The sequence below is a fragment of the Prauserella aidingensis genome (genome assembly GCF_024171865.1).
Taxonomy (GTDB): Bacteria; Actinomycetota; Actinomycetes; order Mycobacteriales; family Pseudonocardiaceae; genus Prauserella; species Prauserella aidingensis.
Window position 1 is genome coordinate 62,864 of sequence record NZ_JAMTCN010000025.1, and the last position, 15,200, is coordinate 78,063.

The following is a 15,200-nucleotide window of genomic DNA, read 5'->3' on the forward strand; positions in this document are numbered from 1 at the left end:
CAGAATCCGTTACGCGTCGGCCGACGCCGCGGGGCATGGTTCGTGTCCCGACGATCCCACCAGCTCACGCGCCGAGGAGACATGTCCGAAGCCAGCGACAAGCAGTCCGCCAGCGGGCCAGCCGCACTCGCACCCGACACGTTGCAGGCGGCGGTGACCGCGGCCGAGCAGGCCTTCGCCGCGGCGGCAGACCTCGACGAGCTGGCGGCGGTCAAACCCGCCCACCTCGGTGACCAGGCGCCCGTGCCGCAGGCCAAGCGCGCGATCGGCTCGCTGCCCAAGGAGGAGAAGGCCGACGCGGGCAAGCGGGTCAACGAGGCGCGACAGGCCGTGCAGACCGCCTACGACGAGCGTCTCGCCGTCCTCAAGGCCGAACGGGACGAGAAGGTCCTCGCGGAGGAGGCCGTCGACGTCACGCTCCCGTGGGACCGGGTGCCGCGCGGCGCCCGGCACCCGGTGACGACGATCGCCGAGCGCGTCTCCGACGTCTTCGTCGGCATGGGGTACGAGATCGCCGAGGGGCCCGAGCTCGAGGCCGAGTGGTTCAACTTCGACGCGCTGAACTTCGGCAAGGACCACCCGGCGCGGCAGCTGGCCGACACGTTCTACGCGGGTGACGAGGACTCCAACCTCGTGCTGCGCACCCACACCTCGCCGGTGCAGGCGCGCACGCTGCTGCACCGGGACCTTCCCGTGTACATCGTCTGCCCTGGCCGGACGTTCCGCACCGACGAACTCGACTCGACCCACACCCCGGTGTTCCACCAGGTCGAAGGCCTCGCCGTGGACAAGGGCCTGACGATGGCCCACCTGCGCGGCACGCTCGACGCGTTCGCCAAGGCGATCTTCGGCGAGGAGTCCGGGACGCGGTTCCGCCCGCACTTCTTCCCGTTCACCGAGCCGTCCGCCGAGGTGGACGTGTGGTTCCCGGAGAAGAAGGGCGGCGCAGGCTGGGTCGAATGGGGCGGCTGCGGCATGGTCAACCCCAACGTGCTGCGCGCCTGCGGCGTCGACCCCGAGGTCTACTCCGGCTTCGCGTTCGGCATGGGCCTCGAGCGGACGCTGATGTTCCGCAACGGCATCCCCGACATGCGGGACATGGTGGAAGGCGACGTCCGGTTCACCGTGCCGTTCGGGACGGAGGCCTGATGGCCGCCCCCGGCGCCCGGCACCGCACCGCGACCGGCGCCCGTTCCCACCACCGTTCCGGTAATCCTGCGGTCCGGACGCCGATGCGCCGGCACCGCGGCAGCAAGGAGGCGTAGTGCGAGTCCCCGTCAGCTGGCTGACCGAACACCTCGAGCTCGGCGACGACGTCACGGCCGACACGCTCGTCGAGGCGTTCGTCAACCTCGGCGTCGAGGTCGAATCGGTCGAGCGGGTCGGCGACGTCACCGGGCCGCTCGTGGTGGGCAGGGTCGCCGAGATCGAGGAACTCACCGAGTTCAAGAAGCCGATCCGCTACTGCCGGGTCGAGATCGGTGAGCCCGGTTCCGACGGCGACGCGGGCGAGACCGACGGTGACGCCGCGGAACCCGACGACGTCGAGGACGCGAGCGACGAGATGGCCGGCGGCCTGCCGAAGCCGCGCACCAACGGCATCGTCTGCGGCGCCCGCAACTTCGCCGAGGGCGACCTGGTCGTCGTCGCGCTGCCGGGCGCGACGCTGCCCGGCGACTTCACGATCGCCGAGCGCAAGACCTACGGCCGTGTCAGCCAGGGCATGATCTGCTCGGCCAAGGAGCTGGGCATCGGCGACGACCACTCCGGCATCCTGGTGCTGCCCCCGGGCACCGCCTCGCCCGGTGACGACGCGCGCGAGATCCTCGACCTCGACGACACCGTCCTCGAGCTCACGCCCACACCGGACCGTGGCTACGCGCTGTCGGTGCGGGGACTGGCGCGGGAACTGTCGTGTGCGCTGGACGTGCCGTTCGGCGACCCGGCGAAGCTCGACGTGCCGGAACCGGAAGGCGAGGCCTGGCCGGTGCGGGTCGAGGACCCCGAGGGCTGCCCGCGGTTCGTGCTGCGCCGGGTGACCGGCCTGGACGCGGGCGCGCCGACGCCGTGGTGGATCCGGCGCAGGCTGCTGCTGGCCGGGATGCGTCCCATCTCGTTGGCCGTCGACGTGACGAACTACGTCATGCTCGAACTCGGCCACCCGCTGCACGCGTTCGACACCGGTTCGATCAAGGGCGACCTGGTGGTGCGCAGGGCCGAGGAGGGCGAGAAACTGACGACGCTCGACGACGCCGAGCGCGCCCTCGACCCGGACGACGTGGTGATCGCCGACGACACCGGCGTCATCTCCCTCGCGGGCACGATGGGCGGCGCCACCACGGAGATCGGCACCGAGAGCACCGACGTGCTCCTGGAGGCCGCGCACTGGGATCCCGCGTCGATCAGCCGCACCGCACGCAGGCACCGGCTGTTCTCCGAGGCGGCCAAGCGGTTCGAGCGGTTCACCGATCCGCAGCTGTGCGAGGCAGCCCTCGAGCGGGCCGCGAAGCTCCTGCGGCAGCACGGTGACGGCAGCATCCAGCCGGGTCGCACCGTGGTCGGCGAGGCCGAGCCCGCGCCCGCGGTGACGATGCCGATCAATCTGCCGGACCGCGTGGCGGGGGTGCGCTACGAGCGCGGCGTCACCGTCGGCAGGCTCACGCAGATCGGCTGCAAGGTCGCGGTCGACACGGCGGACGACGGCACCACGCTCGTGCACGCCGTGCCGCCGAGCTGGCGCAGTGACCTGACCCAGCCCGCCGACCTGGTCGAAGAGGTACTGCGGCTCGAGGGCTACGACAGCATCCCGTCGGAGCTGCCGCCCGCCCCCGCGGGCCGCGGATTGACCGAGGCGCAGCGCCGCGAACGTGCCGTGTCCCGGGCGTTGGCCGAGGCCGGTTACGTCGAGGTACTCCCGTTCCCGTTCGTGTCGGACGCGGTGTGGGACGACTTCGCACTGCCCGCCGACGACGCGCGGCGCCGCACCGTCGAGGTGCAGAACCCGCTGGAAGCGGACAAGAACCGGTTGACGACGACGCTGCTGCCGGGCCTGCTGGACGCGGTGCAGCGCAACATCTCGCGGGGCACCCGCGACGTGTCGCTGTTCCACATCGGACAGGTCGTGCTCGCCGGCGACGGGCAGGCCGCAGCGCCGGACCCCGGCGTCGAGGGCCGTCCCGCCGACGACGCGCTCGCCGCGCTCGAATCGGCCGTGCCCGATCAGCCGCGGCACGTCGCCGTGGTGCTCGCCGGGCAGCGACTGCGCGACGGCTGGTGGGGCAAGGGCGAGACCGCGGGCTGGGCGGACGCGATCCAGGCGGCACGGCTCGTCGCCGCGGCGGCGAAGACGGAGCTGGAGGTCGAGGCCGCCGACGCGCTGCCGTGGCACCCCGGCCGCTGCGCCCGGCTGATCGCCGACGGCGATACCGTGGGGTACGCGGGTGAGCTGCACCCGAAGGTGCTGGAGGCACTGGAGCTGCCGAAGCGCACCGTCGCGATGGAGCTGAACCTCGACGGGCTGCCGCTCCGCGAGGTGCGCCCCGCCCCGTCGATCTCGGCCTTCCCGCCGGTGCTGCTCGACGTGGCGCTGGTCGTCGACGCGGAGGTGCCGTCGGCGCAGGTCGCCGCGGCGCTGCGCGACGGCGGCGGCGACCTGCTCGAGGACGTGGCGCTGTTCGACCTCTACACGGGTGAGCAGGTCGGTGAGGGCAAGCGGTCGCTGGCCTACAAGCTGCGGTTCCGGGCGAGTGACCGGACGTTGACCGCCGAGGAGGCCAACGAGGCCCGGGATGCCGCGGTCGCCGCCGTGACCGAACGCGTGGGGGCGACGCTCCGGGGCTGATCCGCGGCCGGCGGTACGGCCCTGCGGGTCATCCGATGGCGTGGTGCGGCCCGCCCCGGCTGTATTGGCCTTGCATCGTCATGCATAATCATTCGTATGACGGTGAAGGTTGCGGTGGCCGGTGCCACCGGATACGCCGGGGGCGAGCTGCTGCGGCTGTTGCTCGCGCACCCGGACGTCGAGATCGGGGCGCTGACGGCGGCCAGTAGCGCGGGTACCACGCTGGGGAGCCTGCAACCGCAGCTGGCACCGCTGGCGGACCGCGTGGTCGCCGAGACGTCGGCGGAGACGCTCGGCGGGCACGACGTCGTGTTCCTCGCGCTGCCGCACGGCCACTCCGGCGCGATCGCGGAACAGCTCGGCCCGGACGTGCTGGTCGTGGACATGGGGGCCGACCATCGGCTCACCGATGCCGCGGACTGGCAGCACTGGTACGGGGGCACGCACACCGGCACGTGGCCGTACGGCCTGCCCGAGCTGCCCGGCGCCCGCGAACGGCTGCGCGGCGCGACACGGGTGGCCGTTCCGGGCTGTTTCCCCACGGGCGGTTCGCTCGCGCTCGCGCCCGCCGTGGCAGCCGGCCTCGTGGCGCCTGATGTGACGATCGTGTCGGTGACCGGCACGTCGGGCGCGGGCAAGAGCCTGAAGCCGCACCTGCTCGGCTCCGAGGTCATGGGCAACGTCAGCGCATACGGCGTGGCAGGTGCCCACCGGCACACCCCCGAATTCGTGCAGAACCTGAGCGCCGCCGCGGGCAAACACGTCACCGTGTCGTTCACGCCGGTGCTGGCCCCGATGCCGCGGGGGATCCTCACCACGGCGAGCGCACCGCTGACCGGCGACGCCGACGCGGTGCGGGGCGTGTACGAGGCGGCGTACGCCGACGAGCCGTTCGTGCGGGTGCTGCCGGAGGGGCAGTGGCCGACGACGGCGGCGACCGTGGGATCGAACACGGCTCAGCTGCAGGCCTCGGTCGACGAACAGGCGGGCAGGCTGGTCGTCGTCGCCGCGATCGACAACCTGACGAAGGGCACCGCGGGCGGCGCGGTGCAGTCGATGAACATCGCGCTCGGCCTCGACGAGACGACCGGGCTGCCGACGACGGGGGTTGCGCCATGACGATCACCACTCCGCAGGGGTTCCGGGCGTCCGGGGTCACCGCCGGCCTGAAGGCGAGCGGCAAGCCCGACGTGGCGCTCGTCGTCAACGACGGTCCCTCCGACGTCGCGGCCTGCGTGTACACGGCGAACCGGTGCAAGGCGAATCCGGTGCTGTGGAGCGAACAGGTCACCGCCGACGGCAGGGCGAAGGCCGTGGTGCTGAACTCCGGCGGCGCGAACTGCTACACGGGTCCCGAGGGGTTCCAGACGACGCACGCGAGCGCCGAGCTGGTCGCGCAGCACCTGGGTACGGGCGCGATCGACGTCGTCGTGTGCTCCACCGGGCTGATCGGTGAGCAGCTGGAACGCGACACCCTCACGGCCGGTATCGACCGTGCGGCGGACACGCTGTCGGCCGACGGCGGGCCCGCGGCGGCCGAGGCGATCATGACCACGGACACGCGGCCGAAGGAGGCGCTGCGTTCCGGCGACGGCTGGTCGACCGGCGGCATGGCGAAGGGCGCGGGCATGCTGGCGCCGGCACTGGCCACGATGCTGGTGGTGATCACGACCGACGCGCAGGTGGACTCCGCGACGGCGGACCGGGCGCTGCGGGCGGCGACGCGCGTGACGTTCGACCGCCTCGACTCGGACGGCTGCATGTCCACGAACGACACCGTGCTGCTGATGGCGAGCGGCGCCTCGGGGGTGACGCCCGACGAGACGGAGTTCACGGCCCGGCTGACCGAGGTGTGCCACGACCTGGCGCAGCAGCTGCTCACCGACGCCGAGGGCGCCGACCACGACATCGCGATCGAGGTGGTGAACGCGGCGTCGGAGGACGACGCCGTCGAGGTCGGCCGGTCGATCGCCCGCAGCAACCTGTTCAAGACCGCCGTGTACGGCAAGGACCCGAACTGGGGCCGCATTCTCGCGTCGGTCGGCACGACGAGCGCCGAGTTCGAACCGGGGAAGCTGGACGTCGCGATGAACGGTGTGTGGATCTGCCGCGGCGGTGAGCCGGGGGAGTCGCGAGACCTGGTCGACCTCGGCGAGCGCGCGGTGAGCGTGACCGTCGACCTCAAGGCGGGCACGGAGACGGCCACGATCTGGACCAACGACCTCACGCACGCGTACGTGCACGAGAACTCGGCGTATTCGACATGAGCGATCCGGAATCCCTGATCCCCGCCGACGAACGCCTGGCCACGGCGTCGGAGAAGGCGGGTGTGCTGATCGAGGCGCTGCCGTGGCTGCAGCGGTTCCACGGCGCCACGGTGGTCGTCAAGTACGGCGGCAACGCGATGGTGGACGACGAGCTCAAGCGCGCGTTCGCCGAGGACATGGTGTTCCTGCGGCTGGCGGGCGTGCATCCGGTGGTGGTGCACGGCGGCGGTCCGCAGATCAACGCGATGCTGGACCGACTCGGCATCGAGGGCGAGTTCAAGGGCGGCCTGCGCGTCACGACACCGGAGACGATGGACGTCGTGCGGATGGTGCTGGTCGGCCAGGTCAGCAGGGAACTCGTCGGCCTGATCAACGCCCACGGCCCGTACGCGGTCGGCATCTCGGGCGAGGACGCACGCCTGTTCACGGCCCGACGGAAACAGGCCACGGTGGACGGCGAGAGTGTCGACATCGGACTGGTCGGCGAGGTCGCCGGCGTGAACCCGGCGGCGGTGCAGGACATCGTCAACGCCGGGCGGATCCCGGTCGTCTCCACGGTCGCGCCCGACGCCGACGGCGTGGTGCACAACGTGAACGCCGACACGGCCGCCGGTGCGCTGGCAGGGGCGCTCGGGGCGGAGAAGCTCGTCGTGCTGACCGACGTGGAAGGCCTGTACGCCAACTGGCCGGACCGGTCGTCGCTGATCGACAAGCTCGGCATGAGCAGGCTCGAGGCGATGCTGCCGGACCTGGCCAGCGGGATGATCCCGAAGATGGAGGCGTGCGTGCGCGCCATTCGCGGTGGGGTGAGCAGCGGGCACGTGATCGACGGCCGGATCCCGCACTCGGTGCTGCTCGAGGTGTTCACCGAACGCGGCATCGGCACGATGGTGCTGCCCGACGGCTCCCAGGAGGCCCTCTGATGTCCAATCAGGACGACCAGCTGCGGTGGCAGGCCGCGATGATGAACAACTACGGCACCCCGCAGCTGTCGCTGACCCGCGGTGAGGGCGCCGTCGTGTGGGACGCCGACGGGAACCGCTACCTGGACTTCCTCACCGGCATCGCGGTGAACGCGCTCGGGCACGCCCACCCGGCGGTGACCGACGCGGTGACGCGGCAAGTCGCCACGATCGGCCACACGTCGAACCTCTACATCAACGAGCCCGCCCTGGCCCTCGCCGAACGACTGCTCGAACTGTCCGGTGCGGCCGACGGCAAGGCACTGTTCTGCAACTCGGGCGCCGAGGCGAACGAGACGGCGTTCAAACTGACGCGGCGCACCGGCCGGACCAAGGTGATCGCGACCGACGGCGGCTTCCACGGCCGCACGATGGGTGCGCTCGCGCTCACCGGGCAGCCGGGCAAGCGCGCACCGTTCGAACCCCTCGTGCCCGGCGTCGAGCACATCCCGTACGGCGACGTCGCCGCCCTCGAGGCCGCGATCGACGACGACACCGCGGCCTTCGTGGTCGAGCCGGTGCAGGGCGAGAACGGCGTCGTCGTACCGCCCGACGGCTATCTGCGGGCCGCGAGGGACCTCACGAGTGCCCACGGTGCGCTGCTCGTCGTCGACGAGGTGCAGACCGGTATCGGCAGGCTCGGCAGCTGGTTCGGTTTCCAGCAGGCGGGCATCACGCCGGACATCGTGACGCTCGCGAAAGGGCTCGGCGGCGGACTGCCGCTCGGTGCCTGCCTGGCGTTCGGCGACGCCGCGGCCCTGTTCGAGCCGGGCCAGCACGGGACGACGTTCGGCGGCAACCCGGTGTGCTGTGCCGCGGGGCTCGCCGTGCTGGACACGATCGCCGCCGACGGGCTGCTCGACCACGTGCAGACGGTCGGCAAGGAGCTCGCCGCGGGGATCGACGCGCTCGACCATCCGCTCGTCGCGGGCGTCCGCGGTCGCGGCGTCCTGCTCGGAGTGCGGCTGACCGAGCCGGTCGCGGCCCGGGCCGCCGCAGCCGCGCAGCGGGCGGGCCTGCTCATCAACCCCATCCCGCCGGACGTGATCCGGCTGGCGCCGCCCCTGATCCTGTCGCAGGACCAGGCCGGTGAGCTCGTGTCGGCGCTGCCGGCCGTGCTGACCGAGGCGCTCGAGGCAAAGGACTGACATGCCACGCCATTTCCTCCGTGACGACGATCTGACCCCGGACGAGCAGTCCGAGATCCTCGACCTGGCCGCCGAGCTGAAGAAACGGCCGTACGGCGACCAGCTCGGGGGTCCGCAGTCCGTCGCCGTGATCTTCGAGAAGAACTCCACGCGTACGCGGTTCTCGTTCGAAGTGGGCATCTCCCAGCTCGGCGGGCATCCGGTCGTCGTGGACGGGCGCAGCATGCAGCTGGGGCGCGAGGAGACGATCGAGGACACCGCACGGGTGCTGTCCCGGTACGTCGACGCCGTCGTGTGGCGCACGTTCGCCCAGGCCCGCATCGACAAGCTCGCGTCGGTGGCGACGGTGCCGGTGATCAACGCGCTGACCGACGAGTTCCACCCGTGCCAGATCCTCGCCGATCTGCAGACCGTGCGGGAGCGGAAGGGCGCACTGGCGGGGCTGACGCTCACCTACCTCGGCGACGCCGGCAACAACATGGCGCACTCGCTGCTGCTCGGCGGCGTGACCGCGGGGATGCACGTGCGCGTGGCGGCACCCGAGGGATTCCGCCCGTTGCCGTGGGTGCTGGACGCGGCGCACCGGCGCGCCGCCGAGACGGGTGGCAGCGCCGCGGTGCTGACCGATCCGCACGCCGCCGTGGACGGCGCCGACGTCGTGACGACCGACTCGTGGACGTCGATGGGGCAGGAGAACGACGGCAAGGACCGCGTCGCACCGTTCCGGCCGTACCAGGTCAACGAGGCGCTCCTCGACCGCACCGGCAAGGACACGATCGTGCTCCACGACCTGCCGGCCCACCGCGGCTGGGAGATCACCGACGAGGTGATCGACGGCCCGGCGAGCGCCGTGTGGGACGAGGCCGAGAACCGCCTGCACGCGCAGAAGGCGCTGCTGACGTGGTTGATGGGTCATGAGGAGGCCGCGTGAGCCACGATGGCGGAGCTTGCTCATGAAGGCCGACTGGGTGCGGGTGTCCCGCAGGATACGACGATGAGCCTGTCCCGAGTGGCGCGGCAGGCCAGGATCACCGAGCTCGTGTCCAGTGTGGCGATCCGCAGCCAGACCGAGTTGGCGAAACTGCTGGCGGCCGAGGGCGTGGAGGTCACGCAGGCTACGTTGTCGCGGGACCTCGACGAACTGGGCGCCGTGAAGCTCCGCGGCGCGGACTCCGGCGCGCCGGTGTACGTGATCCCGGAGGACGGCAGCCCGGTCAAGGGCGTGCAGGGTGGCACGTCGCGGCTGTCGCGGTTGCTCGGCGAACTGCTCGTGTCCGCGGAGGGCTCGGCCAACCTCACGGTGGTGCGCACTCCGCCCGGCGCGGCGCAGTTCCTGGCCAGTGCGATCGACAGGGCGGCGCTGGGTGAGGTGCTCGGCACCATCGCCGGTGACGACACCGTCATGGTGATCGCGCGTGAACCGGGCGGCGGCCCCGCGCTGGCCCGGCTGCTGACCGAACTGGCCGACGGCCACGCCACCGACTCCGACTGACCCCACAGCGAAGGAAGCGAAATTGAGCAAGGTACTCATGTCCCTGCCGAAGGGGGAGCGCGTGGGCATCGCGTTCTCCGGTGGCCTCGACACGTCGGTGGCCGCGGCGTGGATGCGTGACAAGGGCGCGGTGCCGTGCACGTACACGGCCGACATCGGGCAGTACGACGAGGACGACATCGCCGGTCTGCCGGACAGGGCGAAGGAGTACGGCGCGGAGATCGCCCGCATCGTGGACTGCAAGCGGCAGCTCGTCGACGAGGGGCTGGCCGCGCTGGCCTGCGGCGCGTTCCACCTGCGTTCCGGCGGCCGGGCCTACTTCAACACCACGCCGCTCGGCCGGGCGGTGACCGGCACGATGCTGGTGCGCGCCATGCAGGCCGACGGCGTCGACATCTGGGGCGACGGGTCGACGTTCAAGGGCAACGACATCGAGCGGTTCTACCGCTACGGGCTGTTGGCCAACCCGGAGTTGCGCATCTACAAGCCGTGGCTCGACCCGGACTTCGTGCGAGAGCTCGGCGGCCGCCAGGAGATGAGCGAGTGGCTGACCGAGCACGGGCTGCCCTATCGCGACCCGGCGGAGAAGGCGTACTCGACGGACGCCAACATCTGGGGCGCCACGCACGAGGCGAAGACCCTGGAGCATCTCGACGTGTCGCTGGAGACCGTCGACCCGATCATGGGTGTGAAGTTCTGGGACCCCTCGGTGGAGGTCCCGGCCGAGGACGTCACGGTGCGGTTCGAGGCGGGCCGTCCGGTGGCGATCAACGGCCGCAGGTTCGACGACCCGGTGGCGCTCGTGGTCGAGGCCAACGCCATCGGCGGCAGGCACGGCCTGGGCATGTCGGACCAGATCGAGAACCGGATCATCGAGGCCAAGTCCCGGGGCATCTACGAGGCGCCCGGCATGGCGCTGCTGTGGATCACCTACGAGCGGCTGGTCAACGCGATCCACAACGAGGACACGGTCGAGAACTACCACAACGAGGGCCGCAAACTGGGCAGGTTGCTCTACGAGGGCCGCTGGCTCGACCCGCAGGCGCTGATGCAGCGTGAGGCGATCCAGCGCTGGATCGCCTCCCTGGTCACGGGTGAGGTGACGCTGCGACTGCGCCGCGGTGAGGACTACACCATCCTCGCCACGGAGGGCACCAACTTCTCGTACCACCCTGAGCGGCTCTCCATGGAGCGCGTCGAGGGTGCCGCGTTCGGCCCGACCGACCGCATCGGCCAGTTGACGATGCGTAACCTCGACATCGCGGACTCGCGGCACAAGCTGGAGTTCTACGCGCAGCAGCCGCTCGACCAGGGCCAGGTGCTGGTCGAGAACGGCACGCTGTTCGGCGAACTGCCCACCGGCGGTGCCGACCGGATCACCGACAACCCCGAGGCGTCGGGCGAGACGCCCACACCGCTCGACGAGGCCGCCATGGAGTACGGGACCGACTGATGAACGACAACGTCAAGCTCTGGGGCGGGCGGTTCGCGAGCGGCCCTGCCGACGCGATGGCGGCACTGTCGGCGTCGACGCACGTCGACTGGGTGCTGGCGCCGTACGACATCGCAGGCTCGCGGGCCCACGCCCGGGTGCTGCACCGTGCCGGGCTGCTCTCCTCCGCCGAGCTGGAGAGCATGCTCGCGGCACTGGACACGCTCGCCGAGGACGTCGCGTCGGGCGCGTTCACGCCGACGATCGCCGACGAGGACGTGCACACCGCCCTCGAACGCGGTCTGCTCGAACGGGCGGGCGGCGAGCTGGGCGGGAAGCTGCGCGCGGGCCGGTCCCGCAACGATCAGGTGGCGACGCAGTTCCGGATGTGGCTGCGGGACGCGGCCCGGCGGGTCGTGACCGGCACGGTCGACGTCGTCGACGCGCTCGTCGCGCAGGCGCATCGGCACCCCGACGCCGTACTTCCGGGCCGGACGCATCTGCAGCACGCCCAGCCGGTCCTGCTCGCACACCACCTGCTGGCACACGCCCAGGCGCTGTTGCGCGACGTGACCCGGCTCCGGGACTGGGACGCGCGCACCGCCGAGTCGCCCTACGGCTCGGGTGCGCTCGCCGGGTCGTCGCTGGGCCTCGACCCGGAGGCGGTCGCGGCCGAACTCGGCTTCGACGGCAGCGTCGACAACTCCATCGACGGCACCGCGTCGCGGGACTTCGCCGCGGAGTTCGCGTTCGCCGTCGCGATGCTCGGGGTGAACCTGTCGCGGATCGCCGAGGAGGTCGTGCTCTGGAACACCGCCGAGTTCGGCTACGTCACGCTCGACGACGCGTGGGCCACCGGCAGTTCGATCATGCCGCAGAAGAAGAACCCGGACGTCGCCGAGCTCACCCGCGGCAAGTCGGGCAAGCTCATCGGCAACCTGTCGGGCCTGCTGGCGACGCTCAAGGCGCAGCCGCTCGCGTACAACCGTGACCTGCAGGAGGACAAGGAACCGGTCTTCGACTCGGTGGCGCACCTGGAACTGTTGCTTCCCGCGCTCGCGGGCATGCTCGGCACGCTGACGTTCCACACCGACCGGATGGCGGCGCTGGCTCCGGCCGGCTTCACGCTCGCCACCGACGTCGCCGAGTGGCTCGTGCGCAAGGGTGTGCCCTTCCGCGGCGCCCACGAGGCGGCAGGCGAGTGCGTCCGTGTCGCCGAGGGCCGCGGGGTCGGCCTCGACGACCTCACCGACGACGAGCTGTCGGCGATCCACGCGGAGCTGACGCCGGACGTGCGGGAGGTGCTGATCGTCGAGGGTTCGGTGGCCTCCCGCGACGCGAAGGGCGGCACCGCGCCCGCGCGGGTGGCCGAACAGCGGGACCGGCTGGTCGAACGCGCCGCCGCGCACCGGGCGTGGGCGGCCACGTCCGCGCGGGCCGACCGACGGCCGTGACGGCGACGCTATCCTCGCCGACATGATCGACGACGCAGCGCGGGTGGTGAGCCGTGACGACCTCGCCGTCGATCCGGTCGCCCTCGCACCGTGGCTGCTGGGCTGCGTGCTCGAATCGCGCAGCGACGAGGGCACGGTGCGGGTGCGGCTCGCCGAGGTCGAGGCCTACCGCGGTCTCGACGACCCGGCGTCGCACTGCTACCGCGGCCGGACGCCCCGCAACGACGTGATGTGGGGCCCGGCCGGGTACCTGTACGTCTACTTCGTCTACGGCATGCACTTCTGCGCCAACGTCGTGGGACTCACCGACGGCAAACCGGGCGCGGTGCTCGTACGTGCGGGCGAGGTGATCGAGGGGCGGGAGCTGGCGCGGTCGCGGCGGCCGACGGCCCGGGGCAACGGCGCCGTCGCGAAGGGCCCGGCCGTGCTGACGTCCCTGCTGGGCCTCGACGCGGGGCACAACGGCCTCGACCTCACCGATGCGGCGTCGCCGGTACGTCTGTTGCAGGGCGACGGCGTGGCCGCCGAACGCATCCGCACGGGCCCGCGGGTCGGCGTGGCGGCGGCCCAGGACGTGCCGTGGCGGTTCTGGATCGACGGCTCGCCCGCGGTGAGCACGTACCGGCGGGGCGGCCGCGCGCGCCGCTGAACTCCCCGCCGGTGCGGCCGCGGTGGGAGTCGCGATCCCTCCGGAACCCGCCTGCGACCGCCCGGGGACAATGGGCCGCGTGAGTGAGCACATTCTTGACGAGCTGACCTGGCGGGGACTGGTCACCCAGTCCACTGATCTCGACGCGTTGCGCCGCGACCTCGACGCGGGGCCCGTGGCGGCCTACATCGGTTTCGACCCGACCGCGCCGAGCCTGCACGCAGGCCATCTCGTCCAGATGCTCGTACTGCGGCGCCTGCAGAACGCGGGCCACCGTCCGGTGTTGCTCGCCGGCGGGGGAACCGGATTGATCGGCGACCCCCGGGACGTCGGGGAGCGGACGCTGAACTCCGAGGACACCGTGCGCGAGTGGGCGGAGCGGCTGCGTGGCCAGCTGGCCCGGTTCGTCGACTTCGACCACGCCGACGTGCCTCCGATCGAGGTCGACAACCTCGACTGGCTCGGCTCCATGAACGTGCCGACGTTCCTGCGCGACGTCGGCAAGCACTTCTCGGTCAACACGATGCTCGCGCGCGAGACGGTCAAACGCAGGCTCGACGGCGAGGGCATCTCGTACACCGAGTTCAGCTACATGCTCCTGCAGGCGACCGACTACCGGGAGCTGTTCGAGCGCTACGGCGTCACGCTCCAGATCGGCGGGTCGGACCAGTGGGGCAACATCATCGCCGGTGTTGACCTGGTGCGGCGGGTCCACGGGGCGCAGGTGCACGCGCTGACGACCCCGCTGGTCACCGATGCCGACGGCCGCAAGCTGGGCAAGTCCACGGGTGGTGGCAACGTGTGGCTCGATCCGGAGCTGACGTCGCCGTACGCCTGGTACCAGTACTTCCTCAACCTGCCCGACGCGAGCGTCGTCGAGTACCTGAAGCTGCTGACGTTCCTCGACCGGGACGAGATCGCCGAACTCGAGACGGCCACGGCCGAACGGCCCGCCGCGCGGGCGGGGCAACGCCGGCTGGCCCAGGAGCTGACGGATCTCGTGCACGGCCCGGAGCAGACCGCTCAGGTCGTCGCGGCGAGTCAGGCCCTGTTCGGCCGGGGTGAACTGGCCGGGCTCGACGAGGCGACGTTGGGCGCCGCCCTCGCGGAGGTGCCCGTGGGCGAGGTGACGCTGGCCGACGAGCCGACGATCGTGGACGTGCTCGTGGCCACCGGACTGGTGGAGAGCAAGGGCGCAGCGCGCCGCACCGTCAAGGAGGGTGGGGCGTACGTGAACAACACGAAGATCACCGACGAGACGTGGGGGCCGTCGGCCTCGGACGCCCTGCACGGGCGGTGGCTCGTCGTCCGTCGCGGCAAGCGGAACCTGGCCGGAGTGCGCCTGCTGGCGTGATCTGCCCGCTGACCTGGGGTTTCGCCATAAAGGGACCCCCCTGTTTCAGAGGGTTTCGCGGACGTGTAATCTTCTTCTTGTCGCCAGGGAGACCGGGCAGACGGAAGCCGAAAGGCCAAGTCGGAAGCCCCGGGTTACCAGGCGAGGGGACATGAACCAAGCTCCCATGGACGTGGTAGAGTGGGTGTTCCCAGTCGGAGCGATCAGCTCATAACAAGCCGGTAGGTTTGGTGCGACACTGATCGCGCTCCGACGATAAAACCAACTGCGTGTTGTTTGAGAACTCAACAGTGTGTTTGTGAGCTTTGTTTTGTTGCTTTGTGCCCCTTTTTTTTTGGGGTTTCTTTGAGCTAGCGCGTGGCCATGGCTGATGTTGTGTTGGTTGTGGTTGTGTGTTTTTTGCTTGGATGATTTTTCTCTGATGCATTGTTGGAGAGTTTGATCCTGGCTCAGGACGAACGCTGGCGGCGTGCTTAACACATGCAAGTCGTACGCTGAAGCCCGCGCTTGCGTGGGTGGATGAGTGGCGAACGGGTGAGTAACACGTGGGTAATCTGCCTTGTACTCTGGGATAAGCCCGGGAAACTGGGTCTAATACCGG

Annotated in this window: 12 protein-coding genes and 1 rRNA gene; all 13 read left to right on the plus strand. The window is 71.0% G+C overall.

Annotated features, from left to right (window positions below):
* The first annotated feature begins 81 nt into the window (after nucleotides 1–81).
* A complete protein-coding gene (gene pheS / locus LY13_RS20685) occupies nucleotides 82–1,149 on the plus strand; it encodes a phenylalanine--tRNA ligase subunit alpha (RefSeq protein ID WP_253830264.1) in 1,068 nt (355 codons plus the stop codon).
* A 115-nt stretch (nucleotides 1,150–1,264) separates the two neighbouring features.
* Nucleotides 1,265–3,841 (plus strand): phenylalanine--tRNA ligase subunit beta, encoded by a 2,577-nt coding sequence (gene pheT / locus LY13_RS20690; protein ID WP_253830265.1) that lies wholly within the window; start codon nucleotides 1,265–1,267, stop codon nucleotides 3,839–3,841.
* 96 nt (nucleotides 3,842–3,937) lie between these two features.
* The gene (argC, locus tag LY13_RS20695) at nucleotides 3,938–4,960 is read left to right on the plus strand and encodes an N-acetyl-gamma-glutamyl-phosphate reductase (RefSeq protein ID WP_253830266.1); all 1,023 of its coding nucleotides are present in this window, start codon (nucleotides 3,938–3,940) and stop codon (nucleotides 4,958–4,960) included.
* Nucleotides 4,957–6,108 (plus strand): bifunctional glutamate N-acetyltransferase/amino-acid acetyltransferase ArgJ, encoded by a 1,152-nt coding sequence (gene argJ / locus LY13_RS20700; protein ID WP_253830267.1) that lies wholly within the window; start codon nucleotides 4,957–4,959, stop codon nucleotides 6,106–6,108. The genes argC and argJ overlap by 4 nt, the downstream gene beginning before the upstream one ends.
* Nucleotides 6,105–7,031, plus strand: coding sequence for an acetylglutamate kinase (argB, locus tag LY13_RS20705; protein ID WP_253830268.1), 927 nt, complete (start codon nucleotides 6,105–6,107; stop codon nucleotides 7,029–7,031). Before argJ ends, argB begins: the two co-directional genes overlap by 4 nt.
* The gene (locus tag LY13_RS20710; protein WP_253830269.1) at nucleotides 7,031–8,218 is read left to right on the plus strand and encodes an acetylornithine transaminase; all 1,188 of its coding nucleotides are present in this window, start codon (nucleotides 7,031–7,033) and stop codon (nucleotides 8,216–8,218) included. The genes argB and LY13_RS20710 overlap by 1 nt, the downstream gene beginning before the upstream one ends.
* Before the next feature lies 1 nt (nucleotide 8,219).
* Complete coding sequence (argF, locus tag LY13_RS20715; protein WP_253830270.1) at nucleotides 8,220–9,149, plus strand: ornithine carbamoyltransferase; 930 nt, start codon at nucleotides 8,220–8,222, stop codon at nucleotides 9,147–9,149.
* A 63-nt stretch (nucleotides 9,150–9,212) separates the two neighbouring features.
* Nucleotides 9,213–9,710, plus strand: a complete 498-nt coding sequence (locus LY13_RS20720; RefSeq protein ID WP_253830271.1) for an arginine repressor — start codon at nucleotides 9,213–9,215, stop codon at nucleotides 9,708–9,710.
* Nucleotides 9,711–9,732: 22 nt separating this feature from the next.
* Entirely contained in the window at nucleotides 9,733–11,163 is a 1,431-nt protein-coding gene (gene argG, locus LY13_RS20725; RefSeq protein WP_253830272.1) for an argininosuccinate synthase, read from the plus strand.
* Complete coding sequence (gene argH / locus LY13_RS20730; protein ID WP_253830273.1) at nucleotides 11,163–12,596, plus strand: argininosuccinate lyase; 1,434 nt, start codon at nucleotides 11,163–11,165, stop codon at nucleotides 12,594–12,596. Before argG ends, argH begins: the two co-directional genes overlap by 1 nt.
* A gap of 22 nt (nucleotides 12,597–12,618) precedes the next feature.
* Complete coding sequence (locus LY13_RS20735; protein WP_253830274.1) at nucleotides 12,619–13,245, plus strand: DNA-3-methyladenine glycosylase; 627 nt, start codon at nucleotides 12,619–12,621, stop codon at nucleotides 13,243–13,245.
* Between the two features lie 79 nt (nucleotides 13,246–13,324).
* Complete coding sequence (gene tyrS, locus LY13_RS20740) at nucleotides 13,325–14,599, plus strand: tyrosine--tRNA ligase (RefSeq protein ID WP_253830275.1); 1,275 nt, start codon at nucleotides 13,325–13,327, stop codon at nucleotides 14,597–14,599.
* Between the two features lie 426 nt (nucleotides 14,600–15,025).
* A 16S ribosomal RNA gene (locus LY13_RS20745) occupies nucleotides 15,026–15,200 on the plus strand; the annotation flags it as partial.